Below are 25,470 nucleotides of genomic sequence, written 5' to 3'. Positions count from 1 at the left end.
ATTAGAAAAAGAGATTGAAAAGCTAGGGGATAGCGTAGAGCGTGCAACCTATCGAGGAAAAGCGAATGAGAAAGAAATTAAGAAACTTTTAAGGTTAGAAAAAGACTTTGCTCTCTTGAAAAGAATCATATCGATGGAGGGAAGTAGGGAAGACATTAATAAGCTCGAGGCTCGAGGCTCGACCCCAAGTCATCCGACGGGGCAGGGGCTCGAGGCAGAAGCAAAAACAAAACAAAAAGCAAAAACTGAAGAAGCGTTTACCTCGAGCCTTGAGCTTCGAGCCTCGAGCAAAGTATTATCCTCGAGCCTTGAGCCTCGAGCCTCGAGCCAGAATATCTTTATCAATAACTTTCTCTCCAACCTTCAACGTATTGCAAAAGATCAAAATGTGGAATATGAACTTTCAGATTTCGGCAGCATCTTCGAAATTGCCCAAAAATTTTATGCTCAGGTTTTGAAAAGAGATGGGATTATGTTTGAAAAGATTCAGGAAGTTTTAAATCGGGACCAATTTTTGAGTGGGGCGCTTGTGGTTGGGGGATTTCATGTGGAGGGGCTGAAGGAACTTTTGAAGAAAGAAAAAATCGGATATTGCGTCATTGCTCCTCAATTGATGCATCCGGGAGATCGAGGGGTTTATTTTCGAAATATTCGCGAGTCAGCAGAACATCTTGAATCTCAAGGACAAACGCTTCCTTCTCCAACGCTTAATATGCAAATGAAAATTGATTGGGGAACGCTTGCGGAATTTCTGATGCATTTGGGTCGTGAAGCGTTAGAAAAGGAAAGCTCTATAAAATTAAATCCGCAATTTTTTGTTTCATGGAAGAACCAATGCACCGAAAAATTTCATTCTGTGATTGATCGACTGGGCAGTCAGTTTAAGGTAGAAGTTCAAGCTTTGGATGTTTCTGGCTTAGACGAGGCCGGTTTGACTAAAGATCAAGTGATTCATCTTTTAAACGAAGGTGGATCAACTGCAAAATTAACGCTTTGGTTTTTAAAGTTATCTTTAAAAGATGAAGAATATCAAACACTCATGAAAGAGCTGGGAGTAGGAACGGCTTTATTGCCATCCTCTCAAACTCAGGGAATTCAGTCTTATTCTCAAAAATCGGAGACTCAGGGTTCTCCTCTTATGAGTTTATCAGCTTTCAAATTACCTCTTATGTCGGTTGCTAACGTGTCTGGTGCCGTATCTTTTGCTACCAATCTCGCGGTGTTAAGAAGAAAATATTTTCAAGGGAATCTTTCCATTCAAATTCCTCAATTGAATGGTGAAGTCCTACTTATGGCGGGGATTCAGATAGAGGGATCCACTCTCAAATCTAGTTTCATGATACCTCGAGAAATCGTTGAAATTTTTACATTTCATGGAATTTCAAATATAGTGGTGACACAGGGTTCTCAATTGGACTTCATATCTGTTATCAATCATCTTAGTCGTCTTAAAGATAGAGGAACTCCTTTGGTGAGTAGAAAGAAATTTAACATTCCAGGGGGAGTTTGCGTCAAGACAGGGAATAGACTCACCCTTACTCTATCTGCAAGCCCGAATTCAGATGCTGTGCCCATTTATCCATCAGGAAATGAGGGAATCACAGAGCGTATTGAAGATGTAGAAGGGTGGATAAGGGATGGAAAGCTGATTCAAGCAAAATCAATTTTAGATTCAATAGAAGCTAAAGAAGGTAAAAGGCTAAAGCCTAGACCGGGTTCTCTGACTCGTCAATATAACGGGGCACGAGCAAAGTTAAGAGCCGCCTTTGAAAAAGAGATGAGGAGTATGCCCAAATTAATTTCTCAAAAGCAGTATCGAAGGGCGTCTGACACCCTCGTAGGACTTTATGAGGGTTTTAGAGATGAGAAAAGTTTTCAGTCTGTATTGGCTTTATTAGGCGATCATGCAACCCATCGCTTGTCTTTTTTGATATGGGTGAGTCAAATCAGAGTAAAAGGGAAAAATAAGACTTTAAAATCTCTCTTAGCAGAAAAAGACTTTGAAAATTTAAATGATGTGATTCAAGAGGCAAAAAGATTTCGTTTGAAAAAACAAACCCAACGCTATTTGGGAAAGACCCTTGAGGGTATTTATTATCAATGTTTGGGAAAAGACGAGTTTTTTGAAAGGGTTCTTGGATATAAGAAGGAAGGTATTTTGAAATTAGGTCTTGTCGATTTAAACAAAATTGATCTTCAGGCCATTCCAAGGTTAGAGGAAGCTGTTATCAAAGTCCAGAGTCGATCTCAGGATCGAGTTTTGGCTCGTGCTGTTTCATCATTGGGTTTTGCAGATTTGAATGCTTTTTCCCATCATTTTGGAGGATCAGATTATGATGCATTGATGAAGCATTTGATTGAAGAAGCCATTGCGGCAAAGGGAAATTCTCCTCCCGTGATTGCTCAATATCTTGGGGTTTCAGACGGGTTTGTGCGTGATGCCATTACATCTTATCAAATTGATGCTAGCAAGCTTGAACGTAGTGGAATTGAGCGCTTAAGAGTTGCTGTGAATCAACAGACAGCCAGCAAATCTTATGATTTCAAGAGATTGATGCAGACGATGGGGTATCTCGATCGTGTTGCTTTTAAAAGGGGTTGCCAAGATACTCAGGGTTTTAATGAAATAATGAAGGATTATTTTGAACATGCTCTTGAGGATTCAGGGCTTAATCTGAAAGCTTGTGCAAGACGTTTAGGGGTTCCATGGGGTTTTCTCTATACTTGGATGAATGAGTTGGAAATTGAAAAGAGCGCACTTCCTACCCGTGAAGGAAAAAGATTAGAAGAGGTTTTGCAACAAATGAAACGAGAGGAGATTCGTGCTAGGGGGCCTCTTGGAAAGCGCAGTGCAAGTGAAGTTGATCAACTGACTTCTTTTAATCTTCTATCTGCTTTATTGGATATGGGTTGGAGAGATTTTGAAAAATTTTCCGAGAAGTATGGGGAAGACACGGAAGTGAGGAGAGTTTTAAGAAATTTATTTGAAGAAGTTTTAGAGTTGGTAAATGGTCAGGTGAAAAGAGCTGCGCCTTTGGTGGGGTTAACCAGGACAAAATTTTCAGAATGGGCTAGAAAATTAGGTGTTTCTTTGAAAAGAGGGGAGATGTCCCCCTCGCTTCAGGTCGCTTCTAGAGATAGGGGTATTGGCCAGAAATTGGAGCAGGCCTTTCGAGATCTTCCTTCAAGAAAACAAGACCGAATTGATTTTGCAATGGCTAAATTGGGGTTTGGCGGTACGTTTGATGAAGAGAGATTTCGGAGTGAGGGAAAGATTACGACCAGTGTAAGAAGTTTTATGAGGAGATATGGAAATAGTTCAATAGTCTCAGAAGTATTAACGCGAAAAATTGAGCAAGTCTTGATTGATCAAGGAGGAGTGGTTAAACATGCTGCAGAGAGATTAGGGCTTTCAGAGCCAAGCTTGGCCAGCTTTATTAAACGTTTAAAAGTTGATGTTGATTCTCTTCCTTACGATGAAGCAGGGCGTTTCAGAAGAAAGTGCACAGAACTTTACGGAGATGGAATTCCAAATCTTCGGGCAGTTGCTGAGTCGCTGGGATATGAGAGTGTTTATGCATTGATGAGACATAAGTATCATCAAAATAATCCAGAGTTTTTAGCGGCTGTGGACGAGGTGATTGGAAGAGCTTTGAGAGAGGCCCAAGGAGGTTGGGTAAGCGCAGAAAAACTCTTGGGCGGTGTCAGCAATAGTTTAATCGACGGCTCGTTAAAACGTACTCGTCGTTCCATGATGATATTAGGAGTAGCTGGCCGATGGCCATGGCTTCAAGAATTTTATGATTGGGTCGGTCACGGGTGGGTAGGCCAGGCCTTTATGCCCGCATTTATTGAAAAGGTTCTTTTTGTTGTTTTTCTGGCTAACGGCGTAGCCTATCTTTCTGGACTTCTTTTTGGGTTAAGTCCGCCGATCGTGGCAATAGCATTGGGTTTGATGGTTCTGTGGCATTTTCTACATATTCCCTTTCTTCGCCTTATAGAGCTCTTAAAAGAGAGAAAATATCTCTGGGCAAAATCGCTTATTCTTTCTTCTATTGGGGAAGTCCGATCGAGCATTACTCAATACACGCTTTACACCCTCTTTTTTCTGACCCCTCTTTTTCTTCTTTTTGCAGTTCTTTCTATTATTTTACCGATGCCTCTTTCTTATGAGGGCATCATCACTCTCAATCTTGCCATCAGCCTTTTTATCCCTCATTTTGTAGTGGATCTTCGTCAATTTTTAAAATTAAAAAAAGAATTAGATCCTCGTTTAAAATTAAAAGAGCGTGTTAGTGAACTTTTAAAAACTGAAAGACCCGAAATTCAAAGTCAAATTTTTGTCCATCAAGATGGGATGGGACTTGTTCCAACAGTTCAGGCATTGAAGGAATTAGGGGTTTTGGAGTTTCTGCAAAGATATGATGTAAATAAATCGGTCACCGTTCAGGAAATTATTAATCATATTAATTCTTCAGTTTTGTCATTGCGAGGCGAGGCGGGAGCGATCTCGTCTTCCATCGATGAGACTGCTTTGTCGCCTTCGGCTCCTCGCAGTGGCCCCAAGAAAGGTTTAACACCTGAGAAAAGCGGAGACCTTCAGGTAACTCTCGAAATATTAGAAATGATGGGTTGGCTTAATCGAGATGGAGAACCCGCAAGCCACCAGATGACGGTTACCTTAACAGAAGAAGGGCGTGTTGCCCTTCAAATGATCGCAGAGAATGATCAGCGCCTTACAGATTTTCTGCCTGTTGCAGCCAATATGGATGAATATTTATTCGGACGGGCCCCACCTCAAGATGACTTAAAAAATAATCTGGCTCAATTAGTCGAATTTGCTAAAAATAATTGGAATTTGCCTTCTGAAACAGATCCAGCCCGTCAAAAAATTCGCTTCCAGATGATTGGGCATTTTAACGGCATGCTGGCAGGTCCCATGATGGTTGCTCTGGGAAGGCGTGGCTTTTTTGAACCTATTTGTGAACGGGATCGGCAGCTTGCAGAAATCCCCTTTGATTTCTTCCAAGAGGGAAGTTGGGGAGTTCATTCAGAGGATTTAAAAAAATTAGGGGAAGCCCATCATCTTCAATCCACGTTTGATTTTTTTGCCCAATTAGGTTGGATGGAGAAAAAAGATGACCGATGGTCAATGACAGATAGAGGAATTTGTGCGGCTTCTTTGACTCGATCTTATGGCGTTACGACTTCTTATTTGGCTACATTTGTGAAACTAAAAGATTTAATAACAGGAAAGCCTTTCAGTGAACTTTTTCCTCGGAATCCTGATGGGAGTGAGAGCCATGTGAATCGTGCCATGAATGTTTGGGGAAGTGGCGGGGCACATGAAACCTATTTTAAGAAAATAGATGTGATGGTTCGTGAGATTTTTAGCCACCCGATTGAAGAATGGCCTAAAGGCATTGCTGATATGGGGTGTGGCGACGGAACTTTTTTAATTCATCTTTATCATTTGGTTGAGAAGATCAAAGCTAAAAAAATAGAGGATTTTGATAGAAAGCTAAAAGGTTGTAAGACTCACCCATGTGATGAATATCAAGCATTAAAGAAAAAATATGAAGATTATCATCTTATTCTGATTGGAGCAGACTATAACGAGGCTTCACGAAAATCTACTTTAAAGAATTTGAAGGCTGCACGTATTCCTGAAAAATTCTATCACGTCGTTTTTGGAAATATCATTCGACCCAATGATCTTGCACGAGATGTTCAAGAGAAATATAGCCTAGCCCGCATTTCTCATCACATTTCTACTGCGAGCGCCGATTCCGCCTCGTCTGCTTCGTCAGACTCGGTCGGCCACACTCAACATACTGCAAAGTATGCCTCGTATGGTCTCGGTCGTCTTCCTCGCATCCAAAGCGGACTCGACGCTCTCGTGACGAAATCTGATGAGAAATGCGGGCTAGACCTTTCTCAATTTCTCCATGTTAGATCATTCCTGGATCATAATCGACCTTATGAAAGACCTGACTCAGTTGATCCTTCTATCGAAAGCGTAGAAAAAGGGGCTTATGTGGATCAAGATGGGCGACCCCTTCCTCCTCTAGAACTCCAACAAAATCTTATTAACCATCTTAAAAGCTGGGCTCCATTCATTGGCCGATTTGGTTTAATTTCCCCAGAGCTCCATGGCGTAGATCCAAGACGAGTCAGAGATTTTCTAGGGAAAACTTTAGCTATTTCTTATAAGGCAAGCCATGGATATTCCAGGCAATACACGGTATGTGTTGAAGAATTTAAGGCCGCTGCACAGGCTGCAGGGCTCCAATGGGAATACACCCCAATTCCTCGTCCTGATAAAGGTCTTACCACGATTACGGTAGGGAGACTCACTTTTGCGTCAGGTTCTGCTAAGATTTCAGATGCTCAACCACCTTCGAGCCAGGCAGGAAAACAATTTGGGGGCATGATTGGAACGTTGGTGTCAACGACGAGTTTTGGAACGTTCTCGATAGAGTTCTTGACGGACTTCATCGCACATTTGTTTCAACTCTCGGTCAGAGATAGGAGACTTAGAAGCACGTCGTCGAATCCGCTTCAAGAGGATGTCGAGGCGTTCTTCGTGAGTCGATGGCTCAATTTTTTTATAGATCCTGAATTTTTCACTGGGCGTCAGCGTATCTACCAGACGTTCTACCGCTTCAAAAACCGCTTTCATAGGGTACTTGCTCCTCTTCCGGAAGTCTACCATGCCACAGGTCAAACTTCAACCTTATCGTCTATCCCTGATCTTTCTATCAACGCTGTTGGAGTGGGTAAAGAGCATGGGGTTGCAAACGATCAAGTGGAGAAGGCGTTTGAAAAACGAATCAGAAGGCGTACAAAAATTTTATTTAAAGGTTTGGAAGATGAATTATACCGTCTTCTCATTCCAAGTAAGCTTTTTCAGAAAATGCGTTTGAAAACCATCACACGTCCGAATCAGCAAAAATTTGCAGAGTTAGCGACCCCTGTTATCCAATCATGGATTCAAAATCACCGAAGTGAAATCACAGAACTACTTCCACTTATTCAAACTGTTCATGACTCTAAAAAAGAGGTCCATGGTTGGTATTCAATAAAATTTTCTTCTCAAATTTGGATTTTTATTCATTCGTTCAATCCTCTGGAAAACACCTTCATTCACGATCATGGCGATGCTTTAGGTTTTGTCTGTTCACTCACGCCAGGATTGTTTGAGAGGCGATTTTTAAACCATGATCAAAGTGTCAATACGACTTCTCTGATTCAAAAAGAAGAAAAGTTCGTTGTCCCAGGAGAGGTGGATTCCCTTTTACCTAGTACTGATACGATTCACCAGATTCAGAATACAGTGAATAAAACGTGTTTTATGCTTGAGATTTATATTTGGGGAGAAATTCCACTCTCTCATATGAAAGTTTTTATTCCTGTTGAAAATGAAGAGGGAAAGTATAGCGTGATGAAGCTTCCTCTAGATTTAGTGAAGCAATCTTTATTTGTTACTTTAAGAGAAGAGGCTGAAGAAATCCCTGTAACTGAAGAAAATTTGGCAAGGGGTTTGGCAAGGGGGCCGATTATTACGACAGCTGATACGGCGATTGTTTCAATTAATCAGGTTCGCGCTCTAAGAAGTAATATTTTAAGATGCTGGGAGAAAAGAGATGGATTTTTGAAGGGGACATTGCTTGTGGAACTAAAATCAGAAGTAAATTTAAAATCATTTAGTCAAAATAGAGATGAGAAGACAAAAAAAATACTTTCGCCCGACTATGTAACAGATAAAAAAGAACAAATTTTTATCGGTGAAGATTTTGAAGAAGTTGTTGGCCATGCAGGGCTTTCACGAAATAGTGTATATGCGAAAGATTGGTCGACGGTGGCGCATGAGCTTGTTGAGTTGAGATTATGGCGAAGATTTGGGGAAATTGTTCTGGGTCTTTCAGATCAAGAGCTTAATCATGGCGATTTACGAACTTGGATTATAAAGACTTTAGATCGTAATGGATTATGGGAGATGCGGGTGAGGGCCATGGATGTTTATTTCCATCGGTTGGGGTGTGAAGCAAGGAGCGAGGATGGAAGTACAGGCTGGGCCGTTGATCTTGTCAAAAGAATGGCGGATGAAGATCCCCAGAAGATTTTAGAGGCTATTTCAGTAGAAGTTGATCAAAAAATTGAATCCATTAATTTTGGAAATCAGAAAATCGAGGAGGATCAACCTACGGAGTGGCTGGAAGAAATTTCCAGGGGATACATGGCTCTGGAGACGTTTGAACAGGGAAATACAGTGGAAACACAGACATCGTACTCCCTGATGAAGTTGGGAGACCCGGATGAAGTTGAATACTGGGCACAAAGAATGATTGAAAGAATTCGTAGAGAATTAGGTGATCGTCTGCATCCAGGTGAAGAATGGGTGATTGCTAGTCCTCAAGGTTTTGATATTCCAAGTCCAATTCGGCTGGTTGCTGAAAAGGTAGCTCAAGAATTTGGAATCACACTGGTTCCTTTAAGAACAGATCGTGCTCCTGAGACAGCTCAGTATGCGGGGTTAGATCTCCCTTCTAGAACAAATGTTTTTAATGGTTTTTCTGTTGATGACACGGAAGCTCTCAAAGGAAAGCGTGTGATTTTTCTGGATGATTGTTATACAACGGGGACCACACTCCAGAAGGCCTATCAATTCTTTTCGCAAATGGGGGTTCGTGAGGTTCGCCCCTGTCAATTAGTCAATTTAAAAGGCGAGCCTAATTTTGAAGACGAGCTTAATCGCAGGGCTCTTGAAGAAGATAAAATGGGGACGCTTAGTCGAATTTTAAATAATGAAGAAGCTACATTAACCACAAAGCTTTTTCAGTATGCGTTTGAATTAGAACCTGTTCAGTTTATGCAGTTGATGCAAAAACTTTCTCTTAAAGGTAAAAATAAAATTTATTATGCAACTTTGGCAGCAAAAGATATTCTTAGACCAGACCATTTTTGGCCTAATGCTTGGCTTTTAGCCAAAGATTTGGAGCAAAATCCTCCTGAAGAAAGTTCTTTAACAGAATCCGAAACAAAAAAAGAAATTCTAAAATCTATTTTTGGCGGTTTAGAAACACAATTACAAGAGGCTTTACAAAGTCATGAATTTGGACGGCAATTACAAGTACAAGATCCAAAAGCTAAAATTCACAGCCAAGACCAACAAGCCTTTGCCCAAGTTAGTGCTCCGATCATTGAAAAATGGGTCGCTCAGCATCATGATCTTTTAAATGTATTTCTTCCTTACCTTATTGACTATCCCCAAGGGGATGAAGATTATCATCGTAATGGTGTATGTATGTCCGAAAAATTTGGAATCTTTGCTCATGTCTGGGCTCCAGGTGGAGAAACTCGAATTCATAATCATGGAGGTGCCTTAGGTTTGACTTGTCCTTTAGGGGCTGGAATGAAGGAAACGGTTTATCAATTAAAAGAAGCGTCATCCCTAAATAAATTTGGAAAAGGTTGGGATGGTCAAGTTTTGAGATTACAGAAATTGGAAGAACATGAACTAGATTCTGGCAAAGTTGGAATTGTGACACGAGGTCCGGGTTCAATCCATACCATACGTAACGCTTCCGATCAACCTCGCATCATGCTTGAACTCTATTTTTGGAGAACGCCCTTTCACAACGTCAATATCTTTATACCTGTTGAGAAAAGCCAGGCCAGTCCAGAGGGGGTGAGGCCTTATTATGCTTTAAATGTGGACGCAGCAAGGATCACAAGACCTCTTCAATCCTTGGGTCAAGGCGCTCAAGAAATAAATTTAACCCTAGAGGACTTACCACCCTTATTTCGAGAAAGAGGTTTTTTTCTGACGACGAATGGGACGATGATTATTGATGAAGAGCATGCCATGGAACTTTTTCGAATGCGGGCAATCCAGAAAGTCTGGCGCTGCGTCAATCCTCAAGATCGAGACATCATTTTAATCGAGTTGAAACCAGACATTAAGCTGGAGACCTCACTCAATCAGGTGTATTACAGAATGCCCATTGATCAAGCTACCGTTCAATTGGCTCAAATCATTCCTGAGTTTGTTCGAAAGGATGGGGCTAATAAAACCCATGCATACCCATCTAAAAATTCATACTTGGAAGTTATCGCAATCTATCGCTTTCGAGGTGATACACTAGAAATGGTATTGGCTACTCCTTTTGAAGCGGATTTGACAGGTCAATATTCTTTTCGTAACTCTCACGCACTTTTGGCCAAGAACCCCTCTTTTCTCTCCCAAGGCGAAGAGCCTCATGGAAATATTGTTTTATCCTTTGAGAACAATGATGATCCTATATCTCAACCGAGTAATGTCCTCATCTTACCCCCTCATCATCATGCCCTTGAAAGTCAGAGAAGAGATCTGATCCTGGCTTCAAGGTTAATCGTCTCCCTTTTAAAAGAACTGGGGGTTGAAGATCAACTCGTGGGCAATCTGCGTTTGGTCAGTCTTGATTCCTCATTGTTTTCTTCGGAGGATTTAAGGAAATTGCTTCCAGGAGATGAGGGTTCTATCCCGTCTTTTGCCGTCCATGATCCACATCTTGTCAAAGTTGCTGAACTGGCGGATGTCCATCATTACAGTGCCATTCAAATGAGGCGCCGAAAACATCGCGATCATCATGAACCCCCTTGGAATAGCATTGTGAACCGTCCTTCTTCAGAGGATGACAAAGCTCTTCGTAAACTCATTGCCGAAAGAAAAGAAATCATCATTCAACGATTTCAAGAAGGCTTGAGGCGATATGCAGTCAAAGACAAGTTTACAAATAGTAGAGGCTATCGGGAATTTTTACTCGCTCAGCGAAAATTTTTTGAAAGCTCCTACCACGCAATCCCTTCGAAGACGAGGCAAAGGGAGGGGTGGTCGAAATCAAGATTATCTGAAAAAATAAAGGCCATTGACGCCGAGTTGGATCGGATTGATCATAGCCGTGATCCCCTTTCTCAATCCTTAAGAAACATGAGTTTAGGTGACTTTATAGATTTTATGACTGATATCATACGCAATTTTGACCTTACCCATGCCCATGCCTTTAGAAATAATCCAAATCACATTGGACATTGGAAGAAAATCGGTGAGAAAGGCCATCTCTTTTTCAATCTAGACTTTCTAAATCGTCATCAAGATGAAACATCGATAGTCGATGAAGCACTATGCCACGAATTCTTTCACTTTATGGGTCCTCATCATCAATTGATACGACTCCTCATGCCTGTTATCTTTCATGCGCACTATCCTCGGATTCCTAATCTAGAGACGAGGGCTAAAAAGGTTTTTTGGGACATGGGAAGTGATGACTGGAATCCTCTCGGGCATAGAATCAAGGATTTTGCCAATGGGAGAGAAAGAAGACCTTCGGTACCGCCAGGAGGGCCTGGAGTCAAGGCCCCTCTTAAAATCGAGTTTGAAGAATCGAAGCTCGAAGATATCCTTCCTGATACCCAGTCTTGGAAGATAGAACTTTTGAAAAAATACAAAGGCCACGTCTTTGCTGAGAAACTTACGCAAGCTCTCGACGACTTAACAAAAAGCAAAATCGTCCTTTTCCCTGTTGTCATCCCAGAAGGAAGACACAACCCAAAGGATTGCATCTTTGGTTTCAATGCGTTAGCGCCTCCATCCACCCTAAAAGATATCCCAGCAAATTCAATAGCGATCTCCAAAGAAGTGATTCATTATTTTAATCGTCTTCAACTGGAAGCCTTTTTAATGGGTTTGGCCTTAGCCCCTCACGCAACCCCTGAAGAAATTCAAGGCATCATTCAAGAAATCTATCCTGAACTCCACCACATTCAAGTGGATCCCAAGGCCCTGATTATAAAGCATCATGGCATTTGCCGCCCTTACCATGAACGATTTATCAGACAATATGGCTCGACCCTTATTGACAGTCTGGTAGAGATTTTTGGCGTTCAAGAAAAGGCTTCGCAAGGGGATGATGGCAGGGTATCAGAGCTTAAAGCAAAGTGGAGGAAAGATCTATCCCATGAAGAGAGAACCCGTTGGCTCCCCGTCATCAATGCCTTTTTAAGTGTCATGATTGATCCGAGGTATGAGGGAAAGATAGATCGGCGCCAAATCGTCAAATATTTAAAAGAAATTCCCCTCTCCAATCGCTGCAAGACCTATATCCTCAAATTTCTAAGAGCACAGCACCATGTTCATTCTCAATATCCAAGGGCAAGGAAACAAATCATTGCCGATTTCTTCCATGTCATTCGAGAGCAATCATTCACCAATCCCGGCTTTTTTGTCGACTTTCGCTCTGAGGTTGCGTGGTGGACCCTTTTCTCAGATGATTTTTTGTGCGACGCCTATGCAGATTCTGAAACCAAGCCCATTAGAATCAGAACTCTGGCCAATAACGTGCTGAACTATTTTGTGGATCATCTCCCAAATGTTTTGAACTCAATCCATTTTGAGTCAGAAGCACTGGAAGGGAAGATAAGGTTTTTAGAAATAGACATTGATCGTGCCTTCCAGGAATACGAATTTCAAGATCGGATTCTTCAGCTAGAGGGGGGTGTGATCGATCGAGCAAAAAAAACTTATCGAGAGATTTTCGAAAGGGCAATCTCTGACATTAAAAAATCTATTCTAGAGACGGATATTCTTGCCGAAACACTATTTATTCTCTATGGAATGAAGACTTTGGATTTTAGTGAAATTGAAAATATTGACATCTTCTTTATTGGGGAAGGTGCTTGGAAGATGAGTTTTAGGGCCGATGTAAAATTAAGGGGTGGTCGCATTCTTCCGGTTGTCTTTAAGGCAATCAAACCCTTTCAGCTTTTTCTACCTCGGTTAGTCGGCTTTCGATATCTAAAAAGGGAAATGCTGCGCCATCAGTATTATTCTTCCTCAACAAGACGAAGAGGCGTGAGTACTTTCGGCGTTTTTCATCCAAAAATTCATGATGAGTATCCGGAGAGGATTAATCGGGTGACAACTGAGGAATATATTGGATATTCGCGCCTTGATGCATATATGGAGAGGAGGACAGGCGAGGATGTTTTAGAGTGGAAGAGGAGGTGGCGCTCTACAGGTGTTTCTATTCTGACTCAACTTGTTAGAATGATGGTGGAAGAAGGGATTTATCTAGAAGATCCGAAACCCGCCAATATCATGATTGCAGAGCGCGATGAAAACGGGGTGAGCGTTCAGGATGTCTATTTTGTAGATCTTGGGGAAATGGACATCATCCCACATCATCGTCCTGGAGTTTTGAAAGGGCCGGGAAATCTTTTGGTAGCAAGTTCTGGACCGAAGAATCCTACTGAAATGATAAGAGATCAGATATTGGGAATGTTGGTAGGGCCCTATCAAGAACCGAAATTCAAAGGGGTTGAAATCCTTTATCCGGAGTTGAGGATGGTAGACCCAAGAAAAGAATGGAAAACTTACAGGACAGTAGGTTTCCAAGAAGTAGGCATAGCCATTCACAGAGTTTTTAAAGGTCATTTGCCTTCGGTGAGACGCTTCTTAGATCCAAGCGACATGAGGGCTATTGGAAAGGCCCTTCTTTTGGATATAACTAGAAAGGCACGCTTTATTGAAACACCTGAAGATTTAAAACTTCTTGAAGATATCATCCATTTCTCATCTGTTGGAAGAAAAACTTTAGAGTATCAAAGGGCAAGGAGTGCATTACTTCACAGATACAATGAATTAACTTCCCCCTCCACTCGCACCCTCCACGATCAATCCCCGGTTTCTGAAAAAGTAGTCGATGCGTTTTTGAGTTATGTGAAAAATCATGGCGCAGCTCCAGAAAGTGGGCTGTATCATCTTTTAGCCCTTTCTCTGAACAAAATCGATTTTTCTAGATTTAATTCCGAAGGCTGGACGGCTTCTTATGATCCAGGGGATCTTTATATTACATTTACCAGCCCTGATGGAAAAAGTGCTCAGGCCTATGTCTTAAGAGGTTATGATGGCGTATCTCATATAACTCAGACTCTTTCACAACGTTTGTCTGAAATGCCTCAGGATCGTCAAACAGCCATTGCCCGTCAGATCCATGCCCATGAGATTTTTGAAAAATTATGGAATGAAGAGATGCGTGAAGGATCCTTGAATGATGTTAGTCAAGCGAAAATAGATGTTATTTTAAATCGTTTCTTTAATGAAATGGAAAAATTAGGTTTCTCTTCTTCTGGACCTCATCAAAGCTCTTATCGATCTCTATTTAAAGTGGATGCTATGAAAAGTTTCATTGAGAAAAAGCTTGCACAGCTTTCTCATGAAGCTGTTGCAGATATTCTCGCAGAACTCGTTGAAAAAGTTGAGACAGCTTTTTTAGAGGGTTCTTCTGTAGCATCTCTTTTGGATTTAGACGATCAAATTCTCTTAAGTAGCCTTGACGAATTTATCCTATTTGATGAAATATTTAGCTCTTATACAAGGCCGCAAACTTTTAATCCTCCCACAGCGACAATGTTATATCAAAGTCTTGTTCAAAAGGGTTTATCGGTCAATCGCGAGGCGTTCACCCATTTTCTTGCTCTTAAAGTTGACCAAGGGGATTTTGTCGTTGTTCATGGTCAAGGTCATAATAAGCGCTTTTTACCTGCTTCTCGGGTTCAAGCTCTTATTCATCAGGGAATTCTGATCCCAGGCCTTTTCTTAAGAAAGGGTAAGGCGCCTCAAACTGAATATATTCTTTCTGAATACAGTGAACACTATTCAGGACAGGCTGCTCTCTTTGGATTGGGTTTACTGTTGACGCCTGAAAATCTTATAGAATTGAAGGAAGTTTTTGAATTTGCATTTGATTATTATAGCCAGCATGGAAAAGTGGGGGACCTCTCTCGTGCTATTCGCAGGGTGTATCGCGTTAGCCAGATGGAAAAAAATCCAGAGTTAATTGCAGCCGCTTTACTATTAGAAATTCCAGAATCTAAACTTAAAACCAATGGTCCATCTCCTTTGGGAGATTGGTTTGAAAAAATCAAAAAAATCGTCGGCCCTGTGAATAGGATGAGGACAATTCCCTACCAAGGCCACCTTAAATCAGATAGAGAATCACATATTGGGCCTTACTATGTTCAGGATTTTAAAGACATGGTGGTCAGTATGATCGATCGTCCTGAAGCCTTCGAACTTCTTATGGCACATCAACTGGCGGTTCTTGAAGGCCTGACCGGAGAAAAACTTGAGCCTGAAGAGAAAAAAAGAAAATTTGAGGAAATGGTCTATATCTGGGCCTCTCTGGCGGGGGATTTGAATATGAAATTAGCGCAAGTTGGAAAGAGAGGTAAGGTGAGTCAAGAACCCCTAGAAATGATTTTTAAAGATTTGGCTTTTCGACATATTCAACCTGATCAACATGAAAGTATTCTTCAAGAAGTTGAAAAGGTGATGGGTGTTCCTTACGATGATCGCTTGAGACGCTATGCAGAAGTGACACTTCCCAAAGAACTTCTGAAAAAGATTAAGGCAGAATACACTGGAGAGAAGGCAAATATTGTAAGCGCTAAAGGAGGGCTCAAAGGTCCTTATGCTATCCAAAGAAAAGTCCAATATCGTCATAAGGGCGTTGATGAAATGTACGATGTGATTCGACTCATGATTGTTGTAAAGGATATTCCGACAGCCTATGCTATTTCTTCGCTTCCTGTTTTTTCACAGAGACGGGCTTATGATGATCAGATTGCAAGACATCGGCGATCTGGACTTGAAAGCCTTCACATTGATATACCCGTGAATATTCCAGGTTCTTCAAAGAGCATCTATGCTGAAGTCCAGATTTTGACTCCTGACATGGTCGCTTACGCAGATTATGGGCCTGCAAACCATCGTCTCTATGAATTGACAATGACAAGGAATCTCGTTGATTTCCAAGAAACGGTTGACCAAGTGTCGGACGATTTGCGCCAAAATTACAAAACATTAAGAAAGAAGGTTGAGAAGAAAAATCGTGCCTACATTGTACTGAAGTTTGAAAATAACATTGAAACCATTGTCCCACTCAGAATGATTCATCCTGAAGATGATAGCAGGAAACCCATTGTGATCGATTTACTTGCCAGTCCCCTTGTTTCTAAAAATTATGAGGATTTTGTCAGAGTAATTAAGACGAAAGTTGTACATCGAGTGGATAGACGATATGCTAACTTACGTGAACAAGTTAAAAACGGAGATCGTTTTGAACTCATAAGAAGAGGAAAAGACATTCAAATAACCGAAATCTTGGGAGGGGACCTGAATCGGCGTTGTACAACTCTACGAGCGATGATTCTTTTGTCTCGCGCAATCTATGGTGAGGACTATGTTAAGCGTGGTCATGAAAGAGGGGTGAGCATTTTTCTTCAAAAGAATGCTCATGGATTGGTCTTTGCGAAAATGTCAGGAGCCCAGGAAACCTCTACCATTCGAGAATTACGTTATGCGTTGATTCACAGAGTGATCCGTGCGTTACAACTCAGCAAAGAGGAGTATGAGGAGGAAATCTATTACCTATTGGGATTTAGAATTATAACTCCAGAAGAATTTGAAACACTGGTTCAAAGCCTTATTCGTCCTGAGTGGCGCAAGATTGTTCCAGAGTGGAGAGAGAACGGTCTAATATCTCAAATTAATACTCCTTTAAAAGGGGAAGAGCTTGAAAGTACTGATAAGCCTGCTAGAAGTTCAAAATATAAGAAAGGAAAAAGAAGGCGACCCTCTACCCGGACACTTCGGGATCAATCACCCGTTTCTGAAACGGTCGTCGATGCATTTTTAAGTTATGCTCGTAGTCGTGGTGTCACTCCTGAAAATGGGCCGCATCATCTTTCAGCCCTCTCTATGAGTCAGATTGATTTTTCAGAATTTAAATCTGATGGCTGGATCGCTTCTTATACTGAGGGGGATCCTTACATTACATTTACGGGTCTTGATGGAAAAAGTGCTCAAGCCTATGTTTTAAGAGGTCGTGATGGCACGCCTTATGTAACACAGACTTTTTCACAACGTTTAGCTAAACTTCCTCAGGATCGTCAGACGGCCATTGCCCGACAAATCCATGCCCATGAGATTTTTGAGCGATTGTGGAATGAGAAAATAGGGTCACAGGACTTGACCATCTTGACGCAATCACAAATCAACGTTGTCTTAGACAAATTTTTTATAGCTCTAGAGAATGTTGATTTTTCTATAGAAGAATCACAAAGGGAAATCTATCGCAGCCTTTTAGTCCCTTCTGCTATTCAATCCTACTGTGCTGATCGTCTCGTCCATTTTTTTGGAAATCAGGTGGCAGATATCATGGCAGAAATGATAGAAAAAATAGACACGCTTATTTCACAAAACAATTCATCCCTGTTAAAAGAAAAAACATTAATTCAGATTGATGAAGAAATTAAGGAGAGTACTCTTGATCATTTTATGAGTGCAATGGATCAAAATGTTTTAAGCCGCGAGCCCGTTTCTTGCCTTGGCTTTAGCAATCTTTCTGAATTCAATGATTATGTTGACCATCATTCTGTTGAGGATGTTTTGATAAGATTGGGTCATGCGATGGACGGGTATTTTGCGAGCGGATCAGGTGTCAAGTCTGGCGAAGAGGAAAGATTCCTAGCAGATGTGGCGCAAATAGTTTTGGATAGAATAAAATCTAGAGCTCCAGATTATACTCAAGAAAATATTTCAGCTGCTTTGCTCGGAGAAAAAGTTTTAGCTGAATATTCTCGTTTAGCGTCTGTTGAAGAGGGTGAAAATTTATTGGGAGCGATTTCAAATTTAGAAAAACAATCAAAGGCAGTTTCATCGAGTGAAGAACTTGAGTTTAATTTTCAAGCCCAGAGAGTAGAAGATTCTTTAACTCCTTTTCCGCCCGTGATAGATGAAGAATTAGGTCCGCAAAAAACGGCAGTTGCTTCGGCTTTGATTCCGGATCGGGGAGAGGTGAGAAATGTTTTTAGACGCTTAGCCTTGAGGAGAAAAGTCGTTGAGTCAGATCCATTTTTACCTCTCCTGGAAGCAAAAGCTAAAAGTTTAGACCGCAAATTTCCTCAATATATTTTGGTGGATCTTGATTTAATGGTTGATCAAGATGCTATAGAGCTTTCGGAAGTTCTCGCACGCTTAAAGCATTCTGTGCAAATGGTCTTTTTTAACTCTACACGTAACGCTGCAAGTCTGGATCAAATTAAAAAACGATTTTCTCTTCGTGAGGATCAAGTGATTGATCTTGGAAGCATTCAGGAAGGTGTTTCAGAAGCTGTTATAGCAGGGGTTCTTCGTCTTCATCCGGAAGTTCAGCCTCAGGAACAGATTCGATTTTTGGCGCATAAAAATAAGAAAGAATTGTGCGAACCTTATTTAGAGGCTGAAAAGATACGCCGAGTTTATACGGATCATCTTACAACACTTGCTCAGTCCATTTGGGTGCTGATGCTTGATCACCCAGAATTATTGACTGTCGAGCAAATAATGGAGTTGGGCCTATCTAAGGAAGAGGCCCTCGAAATTCATGGCCTGATTGACGAACGCAAGGAATTAAAACTCCTCAAAAGACAAACCTCTCTCTTAAAAGCCTATGATGAGCTTGGTAAAAACTCTAAGGTTCGTCTGACCATGATGTGATTTTTACCTCATTTTGTAGTCGCCCCATTTATGGGGCCGTTGCATGGTTGGATAGATTGGTGGGGGGATAAATCGGGCGACTACAAAAAAACATGATAGTGAGAACTTTCATTGCACACGATGATCTCGAAGGATCATTGGAATTACAGGGAAGGAGACGAGAGCAACCATTCCCAGACAGGGATCAAACGAACTTCTTTTTTCTCCACTGTTTCGATTCCTTTTTGAGATCTTGTGAGAATGACCAGGTCGTTACACCCCACCTCTTCGCTTGCGGTTATTAAGGCTTGAATTTCTCGTTGTCTTGTTGAGGGAACGGTGAGGTCATAGCAAACCTGTATTAACTGTTCAGCTTCAAATCCTTTTTTAACCAGGAAATCTACCTCTTTATTGTTACGAGTGAAATAGTAAAAAAATTCACTTTTTCTGCGAGCCAGTTCAATGGCCACAATATTTTCCAAGATCTTCGTTCTATCGTCAAAATTTTGAAATTTAACGGCGCCGATCATTCCCTGGTCAAACCCGTAAACCTTTTTGGAACTCTTGATCTGTGTCTTGAGTGTTGGGGAAAAGCGGTTCACCAAAAAAATCAAATAGGTGCGGCAGAGGTATTCGGTAAAGTTTTGAAGTGTGTGAACGCTTTTGAGGTTCAAAAATTTCATCAGACTTGTGTAGGTCATGTGACCGCAATGATTGGTCATCAAATAGTTGCCCAGATCGCTGAGCTGCTTGATGAAACGGACCTTGTAGCGTTTCACAATATCTTTGAAGAGAATGTTTTCGTAGAGGGTTTTGAGGTAAGGTGAAGGGCTGATGCCATCAACGACAATCTCAGGGAATCCTCCTTGCAAAAAAAAGTCATCCAGATGTTTGAGAATAACCCCTTGATCTTGTTTTGTTTGAGATAACGGTTTGGGATCAATTTTTTTTGCAGAAAGAAATTCTCCAAACGAAAAGGGCAGGAGGGTGTGTTCAAGATATCGCCCTGTTAAATGAGTCGCTAGTTCACCACTCAAAAGTTGCGAGTTGGAACCCGTGATGATGAGGCGGAGCCCTTGCCGTTGCAAACGATTCACCAGGAGTTCCCAGCGAGGTAGATTTTGTATTTCGTCAAAAAAAATGAAAGGAGTTTGTCCGTACACAGCAATCATATTTTGAAGAAGATCATCTGTGTCCGTGATGTTTTGAAGTCGTTCATCATCAAAATTGATGTAAGAGAAATTCTTCTCCCGAAGAAGCTGAATTGCGAATGTGGACTTTCCTGAGCGCCGCGGTCCAATCACGACTTTGATGAGTTGATTGTCCATCGTCTGTCGCGTTTGAATGAGCGATTCACGTGCGGTGGTTGGTTTTTGGAGCAGGGTGTCCCGTTCTTTTTTTTGTGAAAGCAATATCTCTCTCATCCCACCACCTGCCTGTGGCTCGAGCCAATGATATATAATTTAATTATCACTCTAATTCCTCCTTACGCATCCACCCCATCTAATCCACATTCCGGGGATCGGGAGGTGGTGGGATCGTGTGCACTATTATAACTGTACTGCATAAATAATCAACTTTTTATGCAGTACAGTTATAAAATTAATAATTAGTTTTTATAACTTATTGGTATACAGGTAGATGAATTAATTAAAAATCCATGTAACCTTCCAGCCTTATCCTTCGTCTACTCTCTGAAGCATAAAAATTTTGAATAAAGAGAGGAAAATATGAAAAATTCATTCATTAAAATGTTTTTATTAATGGAGGCCCGTTCTTTACTAATTTTAGTTCTCTTCCGAGTAATTATGAAGTTTGGGCAACCGCAGTGAAACCCGAAGGAACTTCGATTAATGCAGGGATTGGGAATGGACAGCCGACGATTATTCACTTTACGTACGGAAGCGGGAATGTGACCTTATTCTCTTATCATCCGGATATATTAATTGACAGCTTGACCGATGAGGTTGTTCTTAGAGAATATGTTTACGAAGATCAGATCACCTGGAATACAGGGAATCAAACTCAAGATGAAATTAATCTCTATAGTTGGAATATTGTTCATGCTTCACTACAACTTTCTGCAAATGAAAAGGTAACAGCAATTACGGCTTTGCCATAGATTTGCAGTCGCCCCATTTATGGGACTTTGCATGGACTGACCGAACCCAAAGTTCATTTGTGTTTGATTTTTTTAAGAATCATGTGATATTGATAAATGTTAGCTTGTAGGAATGTATTATCTTGCGGTTTTGTAGGGTGGTAAGGTAAAATATAAAATCGTTCTAAATTGAACGACAAGTAATAAGGCAGGGTAAAAACATATTAAAAAAATTTTGGAATTGGTGGGGCAGAAAAGGGGATATACAAAGATGAGAAATTCTTTTTTTAAAGGAATGGTAGCGCTGGTCTTGGTTTCTTTTATTTTTTGCATTTCCGATGTTGCTCAAGCTAAACGGGGAGGTGGAGGAGGTGGTGGAGGAAAGAGTTTTGGGGGTGGTTCCGGAGGAAATTTTGGAAGTAGAGGAGGCTCTAGTGGAACAAGCTTAGGCTCAGGTGGTCATAGAAGTTCTGAAGGTGGAAGTGGCGGTTTTGCCAACAGAGGATCAGGTGGAGGGAGTAGTAAATCATCTAGCCTTGGAAGCGGTTCTAAGAAGGGTGACAAGGGCAGTGGCAGTGGCTCGTCTAGATTTGGAGGAGGAAAATCGGGGGGGCAAGGAGGCGGTCCTTTTTCTCAAGGCAAGGGAAATAATCAATCCAGTGGAGGACCTTTCTCTGGTTCTAGAAATGGAGGAGGTTCTCAGAGTGGTCAGAATTCTGGAGGCCGATTTGGAAACCAACAGGGACAACAAGGTAAAGGCCAAGGACAATCACAAGGTCAGAACCAGAAGGGCTTTGGTCAACAAAACCAACAAGGAGCAAATCAAAATCGACAGGGAAGGGGCCAATCTCAGCAAGGGACTAACCAAAATCAGTCTCAACAAGGAAGAAACCAAAATCAGCAAGGGACCACTTCTGGTCAGGGAAGCTCTTCGGGTTCTCGAGGAGAGCAATCTCAAGGACAGTCTCAAAATAATCAGTCCTCTGGCAATCAAAAAGAGTCGGATCAAAGTCAACAAAGTGCAACTTCAGAAGGCAGTGGAACCTCTTCTGCTACAACGGAGACAAGTGGTACAACCTCTTCGAGTGATGGATCTTCAGGATTAACTTCATCTTCGGGCTCTGGTTCTGAGTCTACGTCTACTTCCGGAAGTACTGGAACTTCTTCCGCTACGACCGAGTCAAGTAGCACCACATCTTCAAGTAATACATCCTCGGGGTCGACTTCATCCGATGATGGCTCTTATGGTGGCACACATACGAATGTAGCCGGAGGGAGTACCACTGTAGATGGTTCAACCACAACAGATGGGAGTACCACCAGTACCGGAGGGACAGTTTCTCATACGACAGCGTCTGGAGAAACTGCGAGTGTTGATTACGGGGGTTCCTATAACAGTGAGACGGGTCAATACAATGCTTCGGCCACAGGGTCTCAAGGAGGCAGTGTTAGTTCAAGTGGAGTTGCAGGGTATGATGAAAGTACAGGGACTTATTATCAGGCAGGAACAACTTCAGGAACGACAGCTGCAGGTGGGAGTTTTCAAACAGGTCATGCGGGTGCTACCACCGTAACAGATAGTGGTGTCTATCATGCAGGAGCAGCTGGAGTGACCGGAACAACAGCCAGTGGAACGACCTATGCGGCAGGCCATGCGGGTGCTACAGCTGCAACTGATAGTGGTGTTTATCATGCTGGAGCTACGGGTGGCGTTGCTACGACTGCGGATGGGACGACCTACGCTGCAGGACATGTTGGAGGCACCGCTCTAACGAGTGAGGGAGTCTATCATGCGGGTACGACTGGAGCGGGTATGCAAACAGCTGATGGGACCACTTACGCGTCAGGGCATGCGGGTTACACGACGGCTAATTCTTCTGGAGGGTCTCATTCTGGGACAACAACGGGACCTAATGGGGGATCTGTAAGTACAGAAGGGTCGACCACTTATGATTCTGAAACGGGAACTTATACAACTACAGCATCTGGAACAGCAACAACTCCAGAGGGAGAGACTTATTCTGCAACCCATGATGGAACGACTACTGTTACAGACGACAGTATTTCCCATTCGGGTTCTACAACAGGTTCTGAAGGTGGATCTGTCAGTACAGAAGGGTCAACCACTTATAATCCTGAAACAGGGACTTATACGACCACAGCTTCAGGAACAGCCACAACTCCGACAGGGGAAACTTATAGTGGAACGTACAATGGATCAACAACCGTGTCTGATTCCGGTGTGACTCATTCTGGAGAGGTGACAACTTCTTCAAGCACAGGAACTTCTTCTACGGAAGGCTCATCAGGTGAAACAACCACGAGTACTGACTCATCATCAGGAACCGACACAACGTCAACGACCACCAGCACTGATTCCTCTGAAACTACGGAAGGCTCTTCAGGTGAAACAACCACGAGTACTGACTCATCATCAGGAACCGACACAACGTCAACGACCACTAGCACTGATTCCTCTGAAACTACGGAAGGCTCATCAGGTGAAACAACCACGAGTACTGACTCATCATCAGGAACCGACACAACGTCAACGACCACTAGCACTGATTCCTCCGGAACAACGACAACATCAACTTCAGCAGAAACCACATCTGATACAGGAACGACAACGACGACGTATAATACAACTTACAACACGACTTATTCTGACTCAGGAACAAGCAGTGAAACCTGCACCTATTCTTATCCTTACTATTACTATCCTTACTGCTATTATCCGTCGACAGCCTCAGGTTTCTTAGTACAGTTTCCGTGCGGATTGACGATTTACTTGACCTGCAATCAGTATTATTTTATGAGTAGTCGAGGTCTTCTTGCTGGATGTGTTGTTATTCCAGTATAACGGGAAACACGAAGCTTGTTTAATAAAACAAAGAAGCCGAACTTGGGGTACAAGTTCGGCTTCTTTGTTTTAATCCCTATATCTTCCTTAATCTTTCTTCTTGCAAGCTCCATAAATTGCCTGAATTCCTGCAATGTCACCACTATAGAGAGTTTGCTTTTGACATCCTCCGGGGAGCCCGTAAAGAAACATCGTTTCGAGTATATCTAATCGCGAGGTAAGGTCATTTAAACATAACCAATGACCGAATTCATGAGTGGCAACATTTTGTAGATCGTAAGCTGAGCGGTTATTACAGCCAGGGACAGCCCAGGTAAGGGTGTTATCAAAAACGGTATCACATTCAATCAGTTGACCCGAGGAATAGTACCAATAGTACGTTGTTGCAAAAGCTCCTGATTCAGGAACACCAAAAGTGAGGACATTCACTCCATCCTGTTTTTTGGAGGTTAGACTCGAATCCGAAATGATATTCGTAACTGACCCGAATGAAAAACATGCCCCAGCTTGATTCCATGCATTAGCAGATGCGTTATAGGCATCCTGAAGCTGTTGAGAGGAAAGACCACTCGGATCGTTATCATTAATGGTCCAACCTCCCGTAGGAGCACCACTCGTCCAATAAATTTTATTACCCGTTACAGAGTCTTTACAAATCCCATATGAGGTTGTGGCGGAAGGATTATATTCTAATCCCACAAGTCCCGCTGAGCCCAATGAAAGACGCTGAAGCAATTCTTTTTCAGTTATGTTCCACTCGAGTGCATTTCCATTTTTAAGAGAAATTTTTCCTTGAAAACCTCCTAAGATATAAAAGGAGTGATCAGGATTTTCGCCTAAAAATAAAAGAAGGCGTTCGCCTTTAACCAACTTAGGAATATCAGAGACGGATAAACCAAAACCATTGATTTCACCTCCAGGCAAGCGAAGCAAAAGATATTTTGAAATATTTCCTTTAAATACCTTTTCAAGGCTAATCGTAAAATAAGTTGCAATATTGCCAGTTCCTTCCTCCTGGACTTGAGAATCTGTGACTTTTCCGATAATGACGGCACTGGATGAGTCCCAAAGCTCAGGGGGATCAATCGAAAGATAAAGCGCCTGAAGAGAAAAAGCCAATCCTAAAAAAAACGCCAACAATAAAGTTGTTAACCCTCTACGCATACAAACCTCCTTTTAAACATGAACGTTAAAAAACACAACGAAACCCAATTTGATGAAATTACAAACCCCAGCAGATCATGAACGTTTTAATATTATTTTACAAGAAAGAAAAATAGGGGTAAGAGGAGAGGGAGTGCCCTAGGCTTGTTAAAGCTTGTGATTTGTAGCGCATATGTATGATTGACTAGAGAGAAAATTATTGATTTAACTTATTTATAGGAAAGAGGTTGTGAAAATTATTTTTGCAGTTCCTGGTTTGACAAGGTAGATCCGAGATGCTAGAATGGATCTATCAATTAGAAAGGGGTGGCACCCTATGAAAAGTCAGAAAGGCTTTACGCTCATCGAGCTTATTGTTGTTTTGACCATTTTGGCAATTCTCGCTGTTTTTGCCATTCCAAGGTTTATTACAGTTACTGCGGATGCTCGGGTTGCAGCGATTAACGGTTTGAAGGGAAGCGTTCTCTCTGCTACTTCGCTGGCCAAGGCAAAGTATAAAGCGGTAGGAAATACTTCTGCGACTACAGTTGATATGGATGGAACCTCTGTTACTGTGACATCAGGAACTGGGGCCAATGCAGGGGTGCCAGTGGGAACATCTGCCGGAATCACTTCGGCCTTGCAAAGCACGGATGGATTTACCGCTACTTATGCAGCGGGTGTAGCGACTTTTAATTTCACCACAGCGGTAACGAACTGTAATTTAACTTATACAGATCCAGCTGGAACAGTTGCAACGACAACGACGGGTTGCTGATTTTTTCCTGTTTAAAAAAGGGGTTT

General features: G+C 41.9%; 6 protein-coding genes. 4 read left to right on the top strand and 2 right to left on the bottom strand.

Annotation, left to right across the window (positions count from 1 at the left end):
- On the top strand, window positions 1-18,580 hold an 18,580-nt coding region (locus HYS07_09140), incomplete at its 5' end, for a hypothetical protein (GenBank protein ID MBI1871342.1).
- 143 nt (window positions 18,581-18,723) lie between these two features.
- On the opposite strand, the gene HYS07_09135 is transcribed toward HYS07_09140, so the two are convergent.
- Window positions 18,724-19,983 (bottom strand): ATP-binding protein, encoded by a 1,260-nt coding sequence (locus HYS07_09135; GenBank protein ID MBI1871341.1) that lies wholly within the window; start codon window positions 19,981-19,983, stop codon window positions 18,724-18,726.
- Window positions 19,984-20,387: 404 nt separating this feature from the next.
- On the opposite strand from HYS07_09135, the gene HYS07_09130 reads away from it, so the two are divergent.
- Both HYS07_09130 and HYS07_09125 read left to right on the top strand, forming a co-directional pair.
- Entirely contained in the window at window positions 20,388-20,681 is a 294-nt protein-coding gene (locus HYS07_09130) for a hypothetical protein (protein ID MBI1871340.1), read from the top strand.
- Window positions 20,682-20,931: 250 nt separating this feature from the next.
- Window positions 20,932-23,523, top strand: a complete 2,592-nt coding sequence (locus tag HYS07_09125) for a hypothetical protein (protein MBI1871339.1) — start codon at window positions 20,932-20,934, stop codon at window positions 23,521-23,523.
- Window positions 23,524-23,610: 87 nt separating this feature from the next.
- Here HYS07_09125 and HYS07_09120 read toward each other — a convergent pair whose 3' ends face one another.
- On the bottom strand, window positions 23,611-24,687 hold the full coding sequence (locus HYS07_09120) for a matrixin family metalloprotease (protein MBI1871338.1): 1,077 nt from the start codon (window positions 24,685-24,687) through the stop codon (window positions 23,611-23,613).
- A 316-nt stretch (window positions 24,688-25,003) separates the two neighbouring features.
- Here HYS07_09120 and HYS07_09115 point away from each other — a divergent pair, with 316 nt between their 5' ends.
- Window positions 25,004-25,444 (top strand): type II secretion system protein, encoded by a 441-nt coding sequence (locus HYS07_09115; GenBank protein ID MBI1871337.1) that lies wholly within the window; start codon window positions 25,004-25,006, stop codon window positions 25,442-25,444.
- Window positions 25,445-25,470 lie beyond the last annotated feature (26 nt).

The sequence above is a fragment of the Chlamydiota bacterium genome (assembly GCA_016178055.1).
In the GTDB taxonomy this organism is placed as follows: domain Bacteria; phylum Auribacterota; class JACPWU01; order JACPWU01; family JACPWU01; genus JACOUC01.
The sequence above is the reverse complement of the archived record's forward strand: the minus strand, read 5'-3'. Positions and strand labels throughout refer to the sequence as shown.

Coding starts and splice junctions, on each gene's coding strand:
- HYS07_09135 (MBI1871341.1), bottom strand. CDS start 19,983: ATGAGAGAGATATTGCTTTCACAAAAAAAAGAACGGGACACCCTGCTC.
- HYS07_09125 (MBI1871339.1), top strand. CDS start 20,932: ATGAGAAATTCTTTTTTTAAAGGAATGGTAGCGCTGGTCTTGGTTTCT.
- HYS07_09120 (MBI1871338.1), bottom strand. CDS start 24,687: ATGCGTAGAGGGTTAACAACTTTATTGTTGGCGTTTTTTTTAGGATTG.
- HYS07_09115 (MBI1871337.1), top strand. CDS start 25,004: ATGAAAAGTCAGAAAGGCTTTACGCTCATCGAGCTTATTGTTGTTTTG.